The sequence below is a fragment of the Pseudoalteromonas sp. XI10 genome (assembly GCF_001469895.1).
Lineage (GTDB): Bacteria > Pseudomonadota > Gammaproteobacteria > Enterobacterales > Alteromonadaceae > Pseudoalteromonas.
In genome coordinates, this window is sequence record NZ_LOPY01000061.1 from 1 (window position 1) to 19,648 (window position 19,648).

Below are 19,648 nucleotides of genomic sequence, written 5' to 3' on the forward strand. Positions count from 1 at the left end.
CAGAAACAGGCATACCCGTACCTAATACGATTTCACGGGCAATGTTTGGCGCTTCTGGCATTTGCACTACTTGTCCAAATACAAGTTGGTCAATTTCAGATTTATCAAAGTTAAGTCGTTCAAGCATTTCGTTGACAACTAACTTACCCATATCAAGGGCTGGTACATGATGGAATGCTGTGGCTTGCTTTGCGAATGGCGTTCGCAGGCCTCTAACGATAGCGATACGATCGCCTTTTGCTGTTTTAAGTATATTTTGCTCAGACATTTATGCTCTCCCGCTGACAGGTCTGACCTGTTTGTTTTTCCTGATTCTAAAACAACCCGTGTACGAATGCCAATAGTAAGTTTTCAACCATAGGCTTTTTTCGGCCTATTTACAAAAAAACACCGTATTTATATGGTAGGCTAAAAATCCTTAAAAAATAACGAACTATTTGAGGATTTTGTGTCTAACACTTGTGTTATAACTTTTGAATCCTTATAACTTGTTAATAGCGCCCCACCACGGTACCGCGCAAAGAATTTATCGGTACTGAATATAACGCATTGGCGCATAACAAAAACAATTTTTGACTCACGCTTTTAGGACAGTCTTTTTATTATGGCAGTTAACGCATTTTCACAATTAAAATCATATCTAGACACGCAAATTATCGGCCAACCACAATTAACTCAAGCACTGTTAATCGCAATTTTGGCAGATGGCCACTTATTAGTTGAAGGCCCTCCGGGTCTTGCGAAAACGCGTGCAGTCAATGCCTTAGCGAAAGGCGTTGAAGGCAGTTTCCAACGTGTGCAATTTACCCCAGACTTATTACCAGCAGATGTAACTGGTACCGATATTTATCGCCAGCAAACCAGTGAGTTCGTATTTGAAAAGGGCCCGTTATTTCATAACCTAATTTTGGCAGATGAAATAAACCGTGCTCCTGCTAAAGTGCAATCAGCCCTACTAGAAGCCATGGCTGAACGCCAAGTAACGGTTGGTAAAAACACCTATCCACTGTCTGATCTATTTATGGTTATGGCAACCCAAAACCCGCTAGAACAAGAAGGCACTTACCCACTACCAGAAGCTCAGCTAGACCGCTTCTTATTGCATTTGAGCATTGATTACCCGGGTGCTGAACACGAATTAGATATCCTACGCCTAACCCGTGGCGAGGCTATTTCTGACAAGCAAGCAACAACACAACAAATTAGTCAAAGTGAGCTATTTGCTGCCCGTAAAGCGATATTAGGTTTGTATTTAGCTGAGCCGCTTGAGAAATACCTAGTACAGTTAATTGTTGCCACTCGTGAAGCAGCTGAGCTTGATGAGCAACTTGGCCGCTGGATTGAATATGGCGCAAGCCCGCGTGCAACCATTGCCCTTGATAAGTGTGCCCGCGCGCATGCTTGGCTTGAAGGTCGTGACTTTGTTGCCCCAGATGATATTCAAGCAGTGCTGCATAATGTATTGCGCCACCGTATTATCTTAAGTTACGAAGCACAGGCCGATGGCATCAGTAAAGACGATGTGATCAGCCGTATTTTAGAATTGGTGGCAGTGCCATAAGCTATGTCGAGCCAATTTGATACAGCGGCGTGGTTAGCAGCGAGTCATAGTCAAGGCGTCAATTTATCACTCAAAGAGTTGATGTATTACAAAGCCAAAGCTCGCTTGCTAGAACTTGCGCCCAAAGTAAAAATCAAAAACAGCTTAGCTGGGCAATACCTTGCACCTCACAAAGGGCGTGGTATGGAGTTTGCCGAGGTACGTCATTATCAAGCCGGTGATGACATACGCTCTATCGACTGGCGTGTTACTGCACGTACTGGCGAAACCCACACTAAGTTGTTTCAAGAAGAAAAAGAACGCCCTGTTTTCGTATTTACCGACTTTTCTAACTCGATGCTGTTTGGCTCAAAATTATTATTAAAGTCAGTGCAAGCAGCGCACATTAGCGCACTGGTTGCTTGGTCGGCGTGTCAACGAGGTGATCGCATTGGTGGCTTGGTGTTTAATCAGCAAGGTCATCACGAATTAAAACCGACCTCTCGAGAAAAAGCAGTGTTAAAGCTTTGTCACAACTTATGTGATATTCACAGCCAAGCGCTGACTAATATCGATAAAACAGCCACCAGCTTATTTAGCGAAAACCTTAAACGCCTTAATCATTTAGCAAAACCAGGGAGCTTGGTTTATATCGTTTCTGATTTTAGCGCCCTTGATGAAGCAAGTTTCAAACAACTTGAAATGCTGAGCAGGCACTGTGAATTGATTGGCTGCCATATTAGTGATCCGTTCGAGCATCAATTACCAGCTTTCAAACAAACGGTGACTGTGTCGGCAAATGGCCAAGAGCTTGCTTTACCACTAATGGATAAGCAATTTCGCGAGCGCTTTGCCAAGTCAGCTGAAGAGTCGTTTTCTAACAGATTAAAACGCTTACAAAAATCTGGGCTTAGTTTAATTTCATTCAGTGCAGCCACTCCTCTTGAGCTGCAATTAGTGAGAAAGTAACAATGCAAAAAAATCCGCTAGATGGCTTACATGATGTCATTGCACCGACCGAGGTTGCATGGTGGCCACTTGCTCCAATTTGGTGGCTGATCATTGCCTTAGTTGGTTCGTTATTAATTATCGGCTTAGTGCTTTTATATAAAAACCAGCAATTTAAAAAAGCCAAAAAACAAGCGATTAAGTTAAGTAAGACCCTTAGCGATGATGACGCGCAAGAGCTACACATTATTTTAAAACGCTTAACTCGCCATTATTACAGCAGCCAGCTTGCTTCTCAGCCTTTGGCAAAGTGGTCTGAAAGTTTATCGAAACTGAGTGGCGATAACTTTAGTTACGACGAGTTGATGCCGCTTTATCAACAACAAAGTAATAATGCTGAACTTGCAGCTAAATTACGCAGTGCTATTAGCAACTTTAAACTCAAGGAGCCAATTAATGTTTGAGTTTAGTTGGCCATGGTGTTTTGTGCTTTTACCTCTGCCTTGGTTATTAAGCCGCTTTATGCCGTTAAAGCAGCAAGGGCAGTTACGTATACGTATTCCTGGCTTTGCAAAGCTTGGCTTAAATAATCAAGCAGTGCAGCAACATAGCCGAAAAGTCTCATTGCTCGAGTGGCTAGTATGGGTTTTATTGGTTGTCGCTATTGCCAACCCAACTTGGCTTGATGAACCTATCACGCTGCCTAATGAAGGCCGCGATATTATGCTGGCGGTGGATTTATCTGGCTCTATGACAGAGCAAGATATGGCCTATCAGAATCAATATGTTGATAGGCTTACCATGGTAAAAGCTGTACTAAGTGACTTTATTGAACAGCGTCAAGGCGACCGACTTGGTCTTATCTTATTTGGTGATACCGCATTTTTACAAACGCCTCTTACTCGTGATGTTAAAACCGTGAGCCAAATGCTCAGCGAAGCGCAAATTGGTCTAGTAGGTAGAGCAACAGCCATTGGTGATGCATTAGGTTTATCTGTAAAGCGTTTTGCTAATAAAGATGAAAGTAACCGTATCGTTGTACTATTAACCGATGGACAAAACACCGCAGGTAACCTTGACCCAGAAGATGCCCTGCTGTTAGCCCGCGAAGAAGGCATTAAGGTATATACCATAGGTGTTGGCTCTGATAACCCACGTGGATTTAGCCTGTTTAATATGGGTGGGATGAGTGGCGGTAACTTAGATGAAAGCCTTCTCAAGCGTATTGCCGAGCAAACCGGCGGCTTATACTTTAGAGCAAAAGATGTGGCTGGCTTACAGCAAATTTATCAAGAGCTCGATAAGCTTGAGCCAATTAGTAGCGATGAACAAACGTTCCGCCCACAAATTTCATTGTTTTATATTCCACTGCTTGTGGCGCTAGGCTTAATAAGCTTAGCAATGCTCGTCAGTTTTATTCGCCAATTTAAGCAGGAGAGCTAGTATGGATTTTGAATTTATTCGCCCTGCCCTACTTTGGTTATTAATTCCCGCGCTGATTATTTTTAGTGTGCTGTTGGTACGCAACAAAAAAAGCGCCCCTGCTGATTTAATTGCGCCCCATTTGGCGCAGTTTGTAATGAGCGACAATCATAAAAAACAAAGCCAACCGCTTTGGCTCGTTGCTGTATTTACTCTGTTAGCCATCGTTTTTGCAGCAGGTCCAAGCTTTGAGAAAAAACAAGTTCCGGTGTTTCAAGCAAAGAATGCGCGGGTCATTGTGATGGACATGTCGTACTCCATGTTCAGTACCGACATCGCACCAAATCGATTAGTGCAAGCTCGCTTTAAAGCACTTGATATGATTGAGCTTTTCAAAGAAGGTGATACGGCATTAGTGGCTTATGCAGGCTCTGCATTTACTATTTCGCCGCTAACCAATGACGCTAGCACTTTGGCTAACCTTATCCCAAGCCTAAGTCCAGATATCATGCCGAGCAAAGGTTCAAATGTTATTGAAGGCCTAGAAAAAGCCGATGATTTACTTAAACAAGCTGGCTATTTAGATGGTGATATTATTTTAGTCACCGATGGAGTTGATAGCCTAGATCAAGAAGATATTAGCCGCTTTACCGCTCAGTCTAATTATCGTTTAAATGTCTACGGAGTTGGCACAGAGCAAGGTGCGCCGATTAAGCTACCTGAAGGAGGCTTTTTAAAAGACATACAAGGGCAGATTGTGATTCCAACGCTTAATGTCAGCCGCTTAAGTGCGCTTGCGCGCAACAGCGGTGGCAAATTTGCACTGTATCAAACCAGTAATCAAGATATTCAAACATTTGCCCCAACAGCCAATGCTGAAGTACTCAAAGATGAGAAACAAAGCCAAGCGTTATGGCGAGTTGATGCAGGTATTTACGGCCTGATTATTTTATTGCCGCTAGCGCTCTTTTTAATTCGCCGTAGTAGCCTAGTACTTGGCTTTTTGTTTGTTATGCTATTACCTCAGCAACAGGTTTACGCCGCTGAATTACCTGAGGTGTTTAAGAACCAAGACCAACGGGCTCTTGATGCCTATCAGCAGAATCAATTTGAACAAGCCGCCCAAGCACAAAACACGCAATTAAAAGGCGCAGCTCTTTATCAGCAAGGTAATTACCAAGCGGCCATGGATGCGTTTAGCGAAGATAAATCTGCAACGGGTTTGTACAACTACGGTAATGCCCTTGCTAAGGCGGGTGAGCTAGAACAAGCCATAGAAGCGTATAAGCAAGCCCAACAGCTTAAAAATGACTTCACTGAGGCAAAAGAAAACCAAGCCCTCGTAGAACAGTTATTGCAGCAGCAAGAGCAACAACAGCAGCAACAAGATCAACAGCAAAACAATGATCAACAAAACTCTGATGGCCAGCAAGATAACCAGCAAAAGCAACAGGGTGAAAATTCACAGCAAGGTGAAAACTCTGAGCAGAGTGAGCAGCAAGATGGCCAACAACCGTCAGAGCAAGGTGAGCAATCAGATCAAAAAGGTGAGCAAAGCGAGTCTAATAGTGACCAGCAAAACAAACCTGAAATGGAATCACAAGCAGACAAGTCGTCACAATCTGGAGAGCAACAGCCAGAGCAAGCTCCCGAGCAACAAGAGGCCCAGCCACAGCCATCGCAAAGCGACGAACAAGCTAAACAGCAAGCAGAGCAACAGGCTATGCAGGCGCAAGCTGCTGAACTGACTAATGAAGAGAAAGAAAAAGCCCAGCAACTTAACCAGTTGCTGCGTAAAGTTCCCGATGATCCAGCGATCTTATTAAGAAATAAAATGCAATTAGAAGCACAAAAACGAAACTACCAACGTCGTCCACGAGGAGCCGAAAAATCATGGTAATGCGATTATTATGTTGTTTATTGCTAATCGCGGCAGCGCCGCTTTGGGCTGCCACCCAGCTACAGGCAAGTGTTGATAAAAACCCTGTCCTTGCCGGTGAGTTTTTTGTTTTAACCATCTCAGCAGACGACTCTATTAACAGCGAACAACCAGACACTTCGGTGTTATTAAAAGATTTTGTTGTTGGGCCAACCAGTGTCAGCTCGCGCACCAATATTATTAATGGTGAAATCAGTAAGCAAACTAACTGGTCTGTAAAGCTGATGACCCGTAAAGAAGGCACTTATACCATCCCTGCATTTACTGTAGCTGGTGTCAGTTCAAAACCGATTGAGCTAACGGTGGCTAAACGCAGCCAAACCTCAGAGCAAAATAAAGAAGCCTTTATTAACACAAGCATCAAGCCAAGTAGCTTATACGTGCAAGAAGCCGGTGTTTATACGGTTAAATTGTATTTAGACAACAACAAAGAATTACTTGATGGCAACTTAACTACGCCAGAAATGGAAAACGCTGAGCTAACCCCAATTAACAAGCAATCTGAAGACTATGAGTTAATTGATGGCAAACGCTATTTAGTGATCACCCGTGAGTACTTAGTGCAGCCACAAAAAAGTGGTGTAAATACTATTACGGCACCTGTGTTCAATGGTCGTATTCGTCAAAACTATCGCCAAATGGCTGTGTCAGCGATGGGCGAAGATGTTGATGTTGAAATCAAGCCAATTCCAGATAACTACACAGGTGCATGGCTACCAAGTGAACTGGTTAACCTTGATGAGCAATGGCAACCAAAAGACGACACCGTTGAAGTTGGCACGCCAATCACTCGAACTATCACCTTAACTGCATTAGGGGTTACTAAAGAGCAACTTCCTGATATCGATATGCCGCAGGTGCAAGGTTTTAGAAGTTACCCTGATGAAAAAGAGAGTAACCACCTGGTACGTGATGGCCGCGTTATTTCACAGCAAACGGCTTCTTATGCTTTATTACCGCAAACACCGGGCACTTACACATTGCCTGAAATCAAGCTGCCTTGGTTTAATACTAAAATCAATCGTATTAGCTACGCAACCATACCTGCACGCACACTAACGGTAGTACCAAGTACAAATCCACTCACACCAACAGCCCCTGCTATCGCAGAGCCGCAAACCGCAAGCTCTAATGAGCTGAGTGATACGCCAACTAATGTACAAACCGTTACGCAAGTTACTACCCCTGTGTGGCTTATTATCGTGGCAATTGTCGGCTATGGACTTTGGTTAATTACCTTAGTGCTTTACATTAAAAAGCGCCCTCAACAGTCGGCAGCTGAGCCATTACCTACCAGTGGTTCATCAGCATCGTTGAATGAGCTTAAGCAATTTGCAAAGCAAAACAATAGCTCAGGGTTTTATAACGCATTGAACCTTTATGCAAAACAGCAGACAGGTAAAAATGCTGCAGCAATCGAGTGTTTACTAGCATCACTGAAAAATACACAACTTAATGATGAAATTGCTAAATTACGCACTAAACTTTATAGTTCAGCAGATGAACAGGTTGATTTAAGTTTAATCGTCAGTTTGCTAAGCCAAGCGGCAAAGCAAACGAAATCGACAAGTAATGCTACTGAATTAAAAAACCTTTACGATTAACTATTAACCTAATAGGTTGAATATAAACGGCTAATCTTGAATTAGCCGTTTTTTTAAGAAAAAAATAATAATCTCAGAAAGTTTTTTTCTGATAGGCAGGTCTTAGTTACTATGACAGAAAAACAAAAGCGATATGAAGCGCTGGTTCATGTCTACCACAGTGAGCTTTTTCGCTTTGCGTATTGGTTGTGTCGTGATCAGAACATTGCTGAAGACTTAGTGCAGGAAACCTTCCTGAGGGCTTGGCGTGCCTTGGATTCACTGCAAGATCAACAAGCAGTCAAACCTTGGCTGTTAACTATTTTGCGCCGTGAGAACGCACGCCGCTTTGAACGTAAACAATTTGATTACGCCGATGTTGAAAACGACACTCTTGTAGATGAACAAAGTACAACCCTTGATGCTGAAATGGAACAAACAGTGATTCAACGACAAATAGGAAAGTTATCACAAGAGTATCGAGAGCCATTGCTATTACAAGTAGTAATGGGTTGCTCTGGCGATGAAATTGCCCAGATCCTCGATTTAAATAAAAATACTGTCATGACACGACTTTTCCGTGCCAGAAATCAGCTTAAAGAGGCTTTAAGCAGTGATGATGATCAACTTAGAGGAGCATCAAATTAATGGATGAACTCGAGTTTCGCCGCCGCATCCTCGCCGAGCCAAGCACTATTGATAAGGAACTTGAAGCGTTTGCCGAGCAGGACACAGACAAACAGGCGTTTATTGATGATGTGCGCGCTTTAGATGATGAACTAAGTAATGCGCTCAACATCCCCGTGCCTGAAAATTTAGCAAAGCGAATTATTGATAATACCTATGCCGCAGAAGAAGCGCCTTCAGAGCAGCCGCTAGACACCATTATTGAGGCTAAATCGCGCTTTGCCTTTAATCGCTTGTATTTAGCCGCTGCAGCGTCGTTTTTAGTAGCAATTAGTGTGTTCTTTGTAACTAACAAACAACATACGTTATACAGCGTGGGTGAGCATGCCTTTGCGCACCTATACCATGAGATAGGCTCGCTAGATAAACATGAAGCGATAGACCTTGCCTATGTGAACGAAAAGTTTGCCACCATTGGCGGACACTTAGATGAGCTACCAGGTAAAGTAACCTATTTAATGTTTTGTGATTTTCAAGGCAAAAAAGGTCTGCACTTGGTATTTGAGTCTGATTTTGGCCCGATGACGGTATTCATTGTGCCTTCTGACGAGCAACCATTTGGCACCGGCTCTGATGATTTCAATGATGAGCGTTTCGCTGGTCACATCAACCGTGGTGAGCGAGCGGATACTATCTTAATAGCGAGTATTGGTGCTCCACTTGATAGCTACAACAGTATGATCAATGACGCTATTCGCTGGCTGCATTAATACCTACTCGTAGTAACACATATTACAGGCATAAAAAAACCGCAGTCACTGCGGTTTTTTTATCGCTATAAAGCAGGTTACTTACAAACGTCTGCTACTGCATTTGCAAAGTAATCAATGTTTGCATCACTGATACCAGCAACGTTTACACGGCTAGAACCAACAATGTAGATTGAGTACTCTTTTTGTAAGCGCTCGATTTGCTCTTTATTAATACCTAGGAATGAGAACATACCATTTTGACGGTCAATAAATGAGAAGTCTTGCTCAATGCCTTTCGCTGCTAAGCTTTCTTTAATTAGAGTACGTAAACCATTAATACGATTACGCATTTCATCAAGCTCGTCATGCCACATTTGCGTCAGCTCAGTGCTACCTAAAATCGTACTAACAATATCAGCACCATGGGCAGGCGGCATTGAATAGATGCTACGTACAACGCTTAATAATACAGAGTTTGAGATATCAGCAGTCGCTGCATCTTTAGCAATGATTGAACATGCACCGATACGCTCGCGGTATAGACCGAAGTTTTTCGAACATGAAGAACAGATGATTAGCTCATCTACCGCTGCTGCTAATTTACGAAGACCCGCTGCGTCTTCTTCAAGGCTTGAACCAAAACCTTGGTAAGCAATATCAACCAGTGGCGTGAAACCAACTTCAACAGCAAGATCTGCAACTGTGCTCCATTGCTCAGCATTTAAATCCATACCGCTTGGATTGTGACAACATGCGTGGAATAACACAACATCACCTTTAGGCACTTGCTTAAGGGTATTAATCATGTCATCAAATAAAAGGTCTTTATTTTCGTAATCGTAGTAAGGGTATTCTTTTACTGTTAAGCCCGCCGCTTCAAATAAGCTGATGTGGTTTGCCCACGTTGGCGTAGTTACCCATACAGTCGCATCTTTGTTGCAACGCTTGATGAATTCAGCTGCAACACGTAATGCACCTGTACCACCTGGTGCTTGTGCAGTGCGAACACGGTTAGCTAAAAGTGCTGGATGCTCACCCAGTAATAAGTTTTCCATTTTTTGACAGTAATCTAGGTTACCTGCCAAGCCAATGTACGATTTACTGGTTTCGTTTTCTAAACGAAACGCTTCCGCTTTTTTAACCGCTTTTAATACAGGCGTATTGCCTTGCTCATCCTTATAAACACCTACACCCAAATCGATTTTCTTCGGGTTTGTATCTTGTTTAAAGGCCGCCATTAGGCCAAGAATAGGATCTGTTGGTAATGGTTTTAATTCTGAGAACATTGACTATCTCTTTTTATAGGGGTTAGCGTTGCCACTAGCTTAACATAAAAACCCAGCCTGATTACTAGTTAAATTAGACCAAGAGTTGAGGAATTTTAATACAACAAGCCACAAGTAATGCAAGGGTTTGCTGATCAAAGAAATCATTATTAAATGCTTCTGCATCTATAATACCTAAGCATTCATTTTTGTCTGATAATAATGGTAAACAAGTCTCAGCTTTCACCTTCGGGTCGCAAGTATAATACTCACCACCTTGTGCGAGGTAATCGGCTACGTTATTGATCACACGCCCTTGCTTAGAAAGTGCAACTTGAACATTGTTACTACCTTTAGCAAATGCTTCAGTTAGCGGGAATAATGGACGGCTCGGTGCACCATGATAAACCAGCTTTAATAACTGAGAACCTTCATTAGTCTCTGTCGCTTGATAAATACCAAACCAATCAACTTGAGTTTGGGCAACAACAAAATCGATAATTTGTTGAAGCTTAGCCAGTTTTTCAGTATTGGTAGCATCATCGGCAACATAATCATTTAATTTGAATGGTTCATCTTGTAAGTAGCCAAACAAGCTACACGCACCACCCTCGCCTAGCTCAGGAATTTGATACTCCCAACGCACTGCTGGTAAAGCTGACTCTGCAAGATAATGTTCAAGGTTTGATAATTGCTCAGCAACCAAATTTTCTGGTAATTCAAGCTGAGCTGTCGATAAGTAGTTAGAAATCATTTAGCCATCCAAACATCTATAATGCCAGAATGATAACATGCGATTTTAGTGTGAGCTAGTACTGCTTGCTGTTAATTGATAATAAATTTCGACTTGGTTGCCTGCACTATTGAAGGTCACTTTTGAAGCTACTTCCCCAAGCAAGCACAAGCCTCTACCATGCTCTCTTGCAAGGCTTTGTTGACTTGCCTGCTCTTTACTAAAACCATTTCCTGAGTCGCAAACAGTAAAATATAAAGCAAGTTCTTCTGGGCAATAGCGAATATCAATAATGATTAAGGCATCGGTTAAATTAGCGAGGGCCTCTTCACGTTGTTGATAATAAATTAAAAAGCCATCTTCTTGATTTTTTACCTCTGAGTCGAGGCCTAACACCCCGTGGTCTAAGGCATTATTGTAGGCCTCTGAGAGTATCAAAAAGATATTAGCGCGATGTGCATTTAACCCTGCTACTTTGCTTATTACATCAACGACTTCCAGCACCGGATCGGTGCTTTTGATTTGCTTTGAATTTAGGCTCAATGAAAAGTTAAAAGGTAATGCGGATAGCGGCTCAGACTTTTGCTCAGGCTCACGCATTGGTAAGCAATTTAATAATACTAGGCTCAAGTCGTCTTGTTGTTTATTACCACGGGCAAATTTATTGACTCGTTCAAGTACTTGCTCAGTAGAAATAGCAGGTTTTGAGGCTAGCACTTTTTTAAAGCGATGCTCACCAAAGTACTCGTCATGTGGACTAGTCGTTTCAATGATACCATCGGTTGCCATGACAATACGGCATGTGTCTTCTACTTCAATATGAATAAGTGCACGTTCGAATTCATCTTCTTCTAAAATACCCAGTGCCATGTGTTGAGATTCAAGGGTACGAATAACTTCACCGCTTTGGTTTATGATATAGGTATCGGGTAAGCCCCCTAGCCATGCCGAGATACTTTTCCCGGTACTGCTAAGCTCTATGATGGTTGCAGCACAAAACATGTGGCCTGGTAATAACTTACCTAATACTGAATTGACTTCTGCAGCAATATCACTCACCGACATGCCCTTACTCACCATAGTATAAAATACTCTTGAAGCAGGCAGTGCACCGACTGCAGCAGCTAAACCATGGCCCGTAAAGTCACCAAGCATGCAATATAAGCTACCTAATGGGCTTTGTGCGACCAAAAACATATCGCCATTAAACATAGCCGCAGGCGATAAATGAAAATCTAAATGCTTAGGAAAAGATTGTTGGTTCTCAAGAGCATTATTAAAAATATGTTCGACAATTTCATGTTCGCGTTCGACTTGATTTTGATGATATTCAAGTTGTAGATTTTGCTCTCTTGCCTTTTGGCTTAAATTACGGATCCGGCTATGCGCTTTAATTTTCGCGTTAAGAATCACTTCTTGAAACGGCTTATGCAAAAAGTCATCACCACCAACCGATAAGCAACGCTCAAAGCTCGCTTCGTCTTCTAATGAGGTAATAAAAATAATCGGTAAGTAAACTTGGCTAAAGCGCTCTTTGATAATCGCTGCGGTTTCAAAGCCGTCCATCACAGGCATAATGACATCGAGTAACACAATATCAATGGTGTGTTCTTCGAGCAGGTTTAAAGCAACAAGACCGTTTTCAGCGGTATAAACACGGTAGCCCTGTTGTTCTAACATCACGGTTAATAAGCGACGATTTAAGGCAAGATCGTCTACAACCAGAATATTAAGCATCAATCAATATCGAACTTTTTATCAAAACGAGAGATTTGCAGGATTTTTTTCAGTTGCGGTTGGCAGTTACTAATTTGAATTGTTTCAACTTTGCCTGTTAAGTTTTTTTTCATGTTCAGCAACATGCCTAACGCTGAGCTGTCCATGTAATCTGTTTCTCTAAGGTCTATAACCACTTTATCGATATTGTCGTTGAGATCGGCATACGCCTGACGAAAAGATTGCACCAAATTAAAATCAAATTTTCCTTTGATTTGTACGGTTAATATAGCGCCATCAGCAGAAGTGCTGCGCGTTAAACTCATAATAAACTCCTAATAAACAAATCTTTCCTGATACTTAACTAAATATAACCGCTTAAAACAAATAAGCCAAAAATTAAAACACTTAGGATGAAATTTGTTATCATTTAGCCAAGCTTCTATAACGAGATCTACCATGAGCGATAATAATCTAGTTTATTCAACTGCAACGGGTCGCATTGAGCAACCTAAAGAAAGTAAACCAAGCCAAGGTAAAGTTTTTAAAGACGGCTTTTTACGCATTGAACGTCAAACCAAAGGACGCAAAGGTAAGGGCGTGATGTTAGTTGTTGGTATCGACAGCGAGCAGCACGACTTAAAAAAATTAGCCAAAACCATTAAAAGTAAAATGGGCCAAGGTGGTGCAGTAAAAGACGGTATCATCGAAGTTCAAGGTGATGACAGAGATAAGCTAAAAGCGATTCTCGAAGGACTAAAATTTAAAGTAAAAATTGCAGGGGGCTAATCGCCCCCTTTTTTGCGTTCTGTATTTTATGAATTCAACGAGTTGAGCTGTTCATAAAGTGCAGGCAACTCATCTTCAGGGATAGGCTTACTATAGTAGTAACCTTGCACAATATAACAGTTGTTGTTTTGTAAAAACTCAATCTGCTCGATGGTTTCTACCCCTTCGGCAACAACATTAAGCTTCAGCTTTTGTGCCATAGCAATGATTGCAGCGGTAATTTCCATATCATTACTGTCTTGTGGAATATCTTTCACAAACGAGCGATCAACTTTCAAGATATCCACAGGGAAACGTTTTAGGTAACTCAGTGAAGAGTACCCAGTACCAAAGTCGTCGATTGAAATTGATACACCCAAAGCTTTTAGCTGATGTAGTTGTAAGATGGCTGCTTCAACATGCCCCATCAGCATACTTTCTGTTAGCTCAAGGTGTAAGCGTTTAGGCTCAACACCTGTTTGTTTGATGATCTTATCCAGTGTCGACACCAAGTTCGCATCTTTAAATTGACGTGCCGACAGGTTGATTGAAATATTATTCTTTAAATCTTGACTAGCTAAACGTGCCGCAAACTCACACGCTTCTTGCAAGATCCACGCACCTAGCTCAACTATTAAGCCGGTTGCTTCAGCAATAGGAATAAACTTAGTTGGTGGGATCATCCCTTCATTAGGGTGGAACCAACGAATAAGCGCTTCATAACCAACCACTTGGTTATTTCTACAATCAACTTGTGGCTGATAATAAACCCTAAACTGCCCTTCGCGAATACCTGTACGAAGCTCATTTTCAATGAATAAGCGCTCGTTTGCTGCAGCATTTAGCTCTTGGCTATAGAAGTGGAAAGTATTACGCCCTTTCGCTTTTGCTTCATACATCGCAAGATCAGCATGTTTAAGTAGCTGATCTTCTTCTTGGCTATCAAACGGTGCCATTGTGATACCAATACTGGCACTGATGATCACTTCATTATTACCTAACTTGATTGGCTCATTAAGCGTGCGCTGAATCGTATTAGCCACTTCCATTGCATGTGTTTGATGCTCAATACCACTTAATAATACCGCGAATTCATCACCGCCTAAACGCGCTATTGTATCTTCCGTACGCAAACGCTTTTTCAAACGGTTAGCCACTTCAACTAATAACTGATCCCCAGCATCATGCCCTAGAGTATCGTTGATACGTTTAAATTCATCTAAGTCAAAATAGAATAAGGCAAATGCATAATGACCGCGTTCAGCCAGTGCCATTGATTTACGCAGCTGCATTCTGAAGAAAGTACGGTTAGCAAGCCCCGTTAAGGTATCAAAGTAAGCCAATTGCTCCATCTTACGCTGGCTTTCTTTTACAAACGAAATATCTTGAGCTGATGCCACGTAACTGGTGATCTCACCACCATCTTCTCGAATTGGTGAAATACTTAACGAAACCCAAACTGATTGGCGTTCATTCCCTTGTAATAAGGTATCCCCGCGCCAATAATTACGGCTTCGCAAATCGATATCAATATCATCGACTAAAATCGCCATTTCTTGTGAAATGATATTCAACAGCGGCGAGCCAATAAAGTGACGCTCCTCAAAACCGGTCATTTCAACCATTTTCGGATTCACGTATTTGATCTCAAAGTCTTGATTGGTGATCACCACACCGGTACCAGAGAAAGCCACAGCTTTAGATAAACGATTCGCCGCTTTTTCCGCTATTTCTTTTTCACTAATGCGCTGGTTTAAGCCATCGATCAACTTACGAATTTCAATAGCCATGTCTCTAAACGAGCCATTTAGCGTGCCAATTTCATCTTTATTAGCCTTTGGAAACTCAGTTTGTAATTGCCCTTTGCCAAAACTAACTACCGCATTAACCAACGAATGAATGCGACGCAGTACTAGTTGATAAAGTGCTTGATGCAATAACAAAGCAACTAAAATAGCGTACAAGATAAACAAGCCAAAGAATTTTACTTTTAACTCTTCAAGCGCAGAAAGTGCAGACGAGCGCTTTTTATAAATACCAATATACCAGTTTAAGTTTTCCACTTTACGAATATTGATAATGTGAGTTTCGCCATCTTGTACGAATGAATTTGCCGACTCAGGTAGCTTTAAACGAATGGTTTCAGACACTAGTTTTTGCAGATCAGGGTTTACAAAATCTTCGGTGAGTAATTTTTTACCTTCACGACCATATTGCTCAAGGGTTGTTTTATCTAAATCAGGGTGAGCTAATAGCTGACCTTTTGCATCAAACACTAACAGATGCTGCTCACGGTCACCGATAGGCAACTGTGCCAATAAGGTTTCAAGCGCGATATCACTGCCCGTGACACCAAAAAATTCGTTATCAAGGTAGATTGGCACAAGCACACTCACCACCCACTTATGCCAAATAGTGTCGTAATACACTTTTGACCACACCGCTTCTCGGCTTGGGTTAGTTGCAGCCTGAGCGTAATTGAAGGTTTCGCCTTTGGTAAAATCAAAACTACCAGGTACATTGAGTGCCCAGTTAGGTGGTGCGATACGAATAAAGTTGTCTTTGGTGACAAGGTAAAAATTAAAGAAATCTTGAATTAAGGTCGGTGAAACGATTTTCCATAGCGATTCAGAATCGTTTATAAGCTGTTTATAAAATTCAGAATATTTATCTTGAGGGAGAAACGCAGCCGATAAGCCATCTTCTGAGGTACTACGGATACTGCCATCGAGGGCAAATTTGAGTTCTGCGCTGCGTTTACTTTGTAAATGCGATTCGTTGTGAAGGAGCTGGCTGCTTACGACGTTATTAGCCTGCTCAGCAATATTGATTTTGGTTTTGATCAAGCGGTTAAATTGACGACTCAAGCGTTCACTAGAGTGCTTTAAAAGTTCGTGCTCTTCAAACACAAGCTGTTTTTCTTCAGATTTAAGCATCAAAGCCGCAGCACATATACCTGCAATCAAACAAATCGCAGAGATCAGCAGCGACAATTTCATACTTAATGAATTCACACCAAAACGTGATGGCGGTCGTCGATACACCACAGGACTACCTTATTAATAATTGTTATTATTTATTGTGCAAAAACAAATATACCAGATTCATTTTTATATTTATAAATTTTTTATAAATATAAATGAATTTTCTGAGTAAACACCGATGTTTTCTAAATTAGCTGCGATAGGCAGTTGACTTTACATACAAGTGTTTTTACATTAGTTCAATGAAACAAATTATCTCTCGCACTTATTTTTCGTTTTTTAGCTTCTTTAGATAGAGGAGGCTTAACTGTTTGCGAGATAAATTCACCGAATAGCTAAAGCCTCCCACTTGGGAGGCTTTTTTGTTTGTGCACTGTTTTGGAATGAGGAAACCAACATGAGCATTGATACATTAAATGCGTTACGACACGATATTAATGAAATAGATTCCGACTTATTGGTGTTACTGGCTAAAAGACGCCGTATTAGCCACAGCGTAGTTGAATATAAAATTGCCAATAACAAACCAATTCGCGATGAAGCCCGCGAACAAGCATTACTCGAAAAGCTTATTAATTATGGTAAGTCGCTAGGTCTAGATGCGTACTACATCAATAATGTGTTCCAAACTATTCTTGAAGATTCTGTTTTGAATCAACAAGCAATGCTACAAAAGAATCTAAACCCTGAAGCAATGAGCGAAAGTCATCGTGTTGCTTACTTAGGTGGTCAAGGCTCTTATAGCCAATTAGCCTGTCATAAATATTTTAGCCGTCGCCCAGGTAAGCTGATTGAGATGGGCTGTTCGAGCTTTGATCAAATCACTGGCAAAGTTGAAAGTGGCCAAGCTGATTTCGGCTTACTGCCAATTGAAAACACCAGCTCAGGTAGTATCAATGAAGTGTTCGATTTATTACAACATGCACAAGTATCAATTGTCGGTGAGGTCACTCACAGCGTTGAGCACTGTTTATTAGCAATGCCAGGTACTGAGCTTTCTCACATTAATAAAATCTTTGCTCACCCACAGCCTTTTGCTCAATGTAGCCGCTTCATTCAGGGGTTAGGTGATATTCAACATGAAACCTGTGACTCAACCTTCCATGCATTACAATCAGCGGTTGAAACTGCAAACAGCGCCGCTATCGGCTCAGCACAAGCAGGTAAAAATGTAGGGTTAGAAGTCGTTAAATCAGGTCTTGCAAACCAAAGCGAAAACCATAGCCGCTTCATTGTCGTCGCGCGTAATCCGTTGCAAGTATCTAAGCAAATTCCAACAAAAACCAGTTTGATTATGGCGACCAAACAACAAGCGGGTTCATTGGCTGATGCCTTGATGATTTTTAAACAACATCAAATTAACCTAGTAAAATTGGAATCTCGTCCAGTACCAGGAAACCCATGGGAAGAGGTGTTTTATGTTGACCTTGAAGCAAACCTTGATGACTTACATGTTAAGCAAGCGCTTGAAGAGCTAAAAGAACACACCCAATACACCCGTGTATTAGGCTGCTATCAAAGTGAGTCTTTGCAAGCTGTTAGTGTGTAACTGCCAGCCTAGATATGATTAATAAAAAGGAGCCAGTCGGCTCCTTTTTCGTATAATTTCATCTTAGATACTTGCACCCACAGCCCTGTCTAAGCATAATCTTGAAAACAATTTGAAATTGGAACTTTCATGAATTGGTTAGCAGAATTAGCAACTAAAAGAACACCTTGGTTATTATTAGCCGTTATTTCCCTCGCATTTGAAATCACTGCGTTATTTTTTCAATACAACATGGGCCTTGAGCCATGCATCATGTGTATATATCAACGTACCGCTGTTTTAGGCTTACTTGCAGCGGGTGTGATTGGTGCAATTAACCCACAAAATATGGTTGTTCGCTTAGTCGCATTTGCCACTTGGGGTGTCTCTGCAATTTGGGGTTACTTTATTGCCAAAGAACACATTGCAATGCAAAACAATACTGACCCTTTTGCATTTAGTTGTGCATTTGAACCTAACTTCCCAAGTTTTATGCCTTTGCATGAATGGATCCCTAGCTTTTTTGCCGCTACTGGTGATTGCGGAAATATCGATTGGCAGTTTGCTTCTATGAGTATGCCAGCATGGATGGAAGTGATTTTTGCAGCATTTTCAGTGGTATTTGTGGCTGTTCTAGTTAGCCGATTAGTGAGCAAAAAGTCGCTATAATGATTTATTTTTTTACTAGCCAAATCCCTGCTTTAAAAAGCTTTAAAGTAAGGCAACGCCAGCAAATTATTGCCCTTGCTTTGGCTCATTTAAGCCCAAGCAAAAAGATCATTTTATCAGTATGTAAGCTTGCCTTTTTAGCACCATTATTTTTAGGCTTGGCCTACTTTGAAGGCTGGATGCTTATTCCTTGGTTGTTGTTAGCGGGCTTAAGTTACCCACTCATCACAACACCTATCGAAAACATGTTCGCATTAGCGCATTTAGACAAAGCTATCGATGAATTTAAACAGGGCGAATAACGCCCTGTTTAGGTGTATAGCCCGCTATTTATAATGTAATTTTCCCCTCAAGTTTAGCAAATAGCTTATCGCCAATTCCTTTTACTTCTTTTAATTGCTCTACCGACTTAAACGGACCTTGCTTTTTACGGTGCTCAACAATCGCTTTAGCTTTTGACTCCCCAATACCCGGTAATTGAGTAAGTTGATCTATGCTGGCTTTGTTTATACTGAGCTTTTGCATTTTAACTTGTGTTGCTTCGGTTGGTTTAACGGCGAATGCCGATGTAGCAGGTAGTAGCGCAATACTTGTGGCAAGTAAAATACTTGATAGTAATTTCATAATTTCCTCCATGATGTCCATCTTGGACAGGTAGTTAGCTATTACCCAACACTCACTCCATCGCTTGTGTTTAACTTTGGGTAACAATTTAAATAAAGCTAATGTCCCTATTATTGTCAAATTTGCTGAATAAAATTTATCTAAAGTTACTTGCAAAGTAAGCCCTGAAGCATTACTGTATATAAAAACAGTAATCAAGGTAGCGGTATTACGCTGCAAATGCCACGCTTAAATGCAGGAGAAATCATGGCTGTTGTTGTTAAATATGTTGTAGAAAGAAACGGAGTCGAGCGCATGACGTTTACTACTAAGAAAGAAGCTGATGCGTATGACAAAATGCTCGACATTGCTGAGTCATTAGAACTAATGCTTGAAAAAGTTGATGTACCATTAAGCGAGCAACAAATTGAGTCACTGGCGCTTGAAATGGCAAAAGAAAAAGACCAATTTATGGCGGTACTTAAAGGTGCAAAAGACGCCCCAGCTAAGCCTAAAAAAGCAAAGTCAGGCGACAACGTTGCTGATATAAAAGAAAAAGCGGCAAGCTAAA

The 19,648-nt window shown here is 41.4% G+C and carries 18 protein-coding genes and 2 pseudogenes; 13 read left to right on the top strand and 7 right to left on the bottom strand.

All coding sequences use genetic code 11. The features are described from left to right. A pseudogene (locus AUR67_RS18570) lies at positions 1–268 on the bottom strand (acetyl-CoA C-acyltransferase); the annotation flags it as partial. Positions 269–604: 336 nt separating this feature from the next. Here AUR67_RS18570 and AUR67_RS18575 point away from each other — a divergent pair. The 8 genes and pseudogenes from AUR67_RS18575 (at position 605) to AUR67_RS18610 (ending at position 8,829) form a co-directional block, all read left to right on the top strand. Continuing rightward, positions 605–1,561: an AAA family ATPase gene (locus AUR67_RS18575; RefSeq protein WP_054553219.1), complete on the top strand. Its 957-nt coding sequence runs from the start codon at positions 605–607 to the stop codon at positions 1,559–1,561. A gap of 3 nt (positions 1,562–1,564) precedes the next feature. Then, positions 1,565–2,509, top strand: a complete 945-nt coding sequence (locus AUR67_RS18580) for a DUF58 domain-containing protein (RefSeq protein ID WP_058586362.1) — start codon at positions 1,565–1,567, stop codon at positions 2,507–2,509. 2 nt (positions 2,510–2,511) lie between these two features. Further along, a complete protein-coding gene (locus AUR67_RS18585) occupies positions 2,512–2,952 on the top strand; it encodes a DUF4381 domain-containing protein (RefSeq protein ID WP_058586363.1) in 441 nt (146 codons plus the stop codon). Next, entirely contained in the window at positions 2,945–3,931 is a 987-nt protein-coding gene (locus AUR67_RS18590) for a vWA domain-containing protein (RefSeq protein ID WP_058586364.1), read from the top strand. Before AUR67_RS18585 ends, AUR67_RS18590 begins: the two co-directional genes overlap by 8 nt. A 1-nt stretch (position 3,932) precedes the next feature. Next, the gene (locus AUR67_RS18595; RefSeq protein WP_058586365.1) at positions 3,933–5,810 is read left to right on the top strand and encodes a vWA domain-containing protein; all 1,878 of its coding nucleotides are present in this window, start codon (positions 3,933–3,935) and stop codon (positions 5,808–5,810) included. After that, positions 5,804–7,453: a BatD family protein gene (locus AUR67_RS18600; protein ID WP_058586366.1), complete on the top strand. Its 1,650-nt coding sequence runs from the start codon at positions 5,804–5,806 to the stop codon at positions 7,451–7,453. The genes AUR67_RS18595 and AUR67_RS18600 overlap by 7 nt, the downstream gene beginning before the upstream one ends. A gap of 78 nt (positions 7,454–7,531) precedes the next feature. Continuing rightward, positions 7,532–8,080: pseudogene (locus AUR67_RS18605) on the top strand (sigma-70 family RNA polymerase sigma factor); the annotation flags it as partial. Further along, positions 8,080–8,829: a DUF3379 family protein gene (locus AUR67_RS18610; RefSeq protein ID WP_055197974.1), complete on the top strand. Its 750-nt coding sequence runs from the start codon at positions 8,080–8,082 to the stop codon at positions 8,827–8,829. The pseudogene AUR67_RS18605 and the gene AUR67_RS18610, both read left to right, overlap by 1 nt. Positions 8,830–8,906: 77 nt before the next feature. On the opposite strand, the gene AUR67_RS18615 is transcribed toward AUR67_RS18610, so the two are convergent. From AUR67_RS18615 to AUR67_RS18630, 4 genes are all read right to left on the bottom strand, one after another. Further along, positions 8,907–10,097 carry an amino acid aminotransferase gene (locus tag AUR67_RS18615; protein WP_054553227.1) on the bottom strand — a complete coding sequence of 397 codons (1,191 nt, stop codon included), beginning with the start codon at positions 10,095–10,097 and terminating at the stop codon, positions 8,907–8,909. Positions 10,098–10,170: 73 nt separating this feature from the next. Next, on the bottom strand, positions 10,171–10,830 hold the full coding sequence (locus tag AUR67_RS18620; RefSeq protein ID WP_058586367.1) for a GAF domain-containing protein: 660 nt from the start codon (positions 10,828–10,830) through the stop codon (positions 10,171–10,173). 45 nt (positions 10,831–10,875) lie between these two features. Continuing rightward, on the bottom strand, positions 10,876–12,546 hold the full coding sequence (locus tag AUR67_RS18625; protein WP_058586368.1) for a fused response regulator/phosphatase: 1,671 nt from the start codon (positions 12,544–12,546) through the stop codon (positions 10,876–10,878). Beyond that, positions 12,546–12,851, bottom strand: a complete 306-nt coding sequence (locus AUR67_RS18630) for an STAS domain-containing protein (RefSeq protein WP_054562148.1) — start codon at positions 12,849–12,851, stop codon at positions 12,546–12,548. The genes AUR67_RS18625 and AUR67_RS18630 overlap by 1 nt, the downstream gene beginning before the upstream one ends. A gap of 133 nt (positions 12,852–12,984) precedes the next feature. Here AUR67_RS18630 and AUR67_RS18635 point away from each other — a divergent pair, with 133 nt between their 5' ends. After that, positions 12,985–13,314, top strand: coding sequence for a translation initiation factor (locus AUR67_RS18635; protein ID WP_058586369.1), 330 nt, complete (start codon positions 12,985–12,987; stop codon positions 13,312–13,314). Between the two features lie 26 nt (positions 13,315–13,340). Here the strand turns inward: AUR67_RS18635 and AUR67_RS18640 are convergent, their stop codons facing one another. Further along, the gene (locus tag AUR67_RS18640) at positions 13,341–16,340 is read right to left on the bottom strand and encodes an EAL domain-containing protein (RefSeq protein WP_152996548.1); all 3,000 of its coding nucleotides are present in this window, start codon (positions 16,338–16,340) and stop codon (positions 13,341–13,343) included. A gap of 334 nt (positions 16,341–16,674) precedes the next feature. Here AUR67_RS18640 and AUR67_RS18645 point away from each other — a divergent pair, with 334 nt between their 5' ends. The 3 genes from AUR67_RS18645 (at position 16,675) to AUR67_RS18655 (ending at position 18,776) form a co-directional block, all read left to right on the top strand. Continuing rightward, on the top strand, positions 16,675–17,826 hold the full coding sequence (locus AUR67_RS18645) for a chorismate mutase (RefSeq protein WP_058586370.1): 1,152 nt from the start codon (positions 16,675–16,677) through the stop codon (positions 17,824–17,826). A gap of 129 nt (positions 17,827–17,955) precedes the next feature. Further along, positions 17,956–18,474 (top strand): disulfide bond formation protein DsbB, encoded by a 519-nt coding sequence (dsbB, locus tag AUR67_RS18650; protein WP_054562151.1) that lies wholly within the window; start codon positions 17,956–17,958, stop codon positions 18,472–18,474. Then, entirely contained in the window at positions 18,474–18,776 is a 303-nt protein-coding gene (locus tag AUR67_RS18655; protein WP_055197970.1) for a DUF6170 family protein, read from the top strand. The genes dsbB and AUR67_RS18655 overlap by 1 nt, the downstream gene beginning before the upstream one ends. 28 nt (positions 18,777–18,804) lie before the next feature. Here the strand turns inward: AUR67_RS18655 and AUR67_RS18660 are convergent, their stop codons facing one another. Beyond that, on the bottom strand, positions 18,805–19,098 hold the full coding sequence (locus tag AUR67_RS18660) for a ComEA family DNA-binding protein (RefSeq protein WP_054562153.1): 294 nt from the start codon (positions 19,096–19,098) through the stop codon (positions 18,805–18,807). 246 nt (positions 19,099–19,344) lie between these two features. Between AUR67_RS18660 and AUR67_RS18665 the strand changes: the two genes are divergently transcribed. Continuing rightward, on the top strand, positions 19,345–19,647 hold the full coding sequence (locus AUR67_RS18665; RefSeq protein WP_058586530.1) for a YebG family protein: 303 nt from the start codon (positions 19,345–19,347) through the stop codon (positions 19,645–19,647). Position 19,648: the final 1 nt, after the last annotated feature.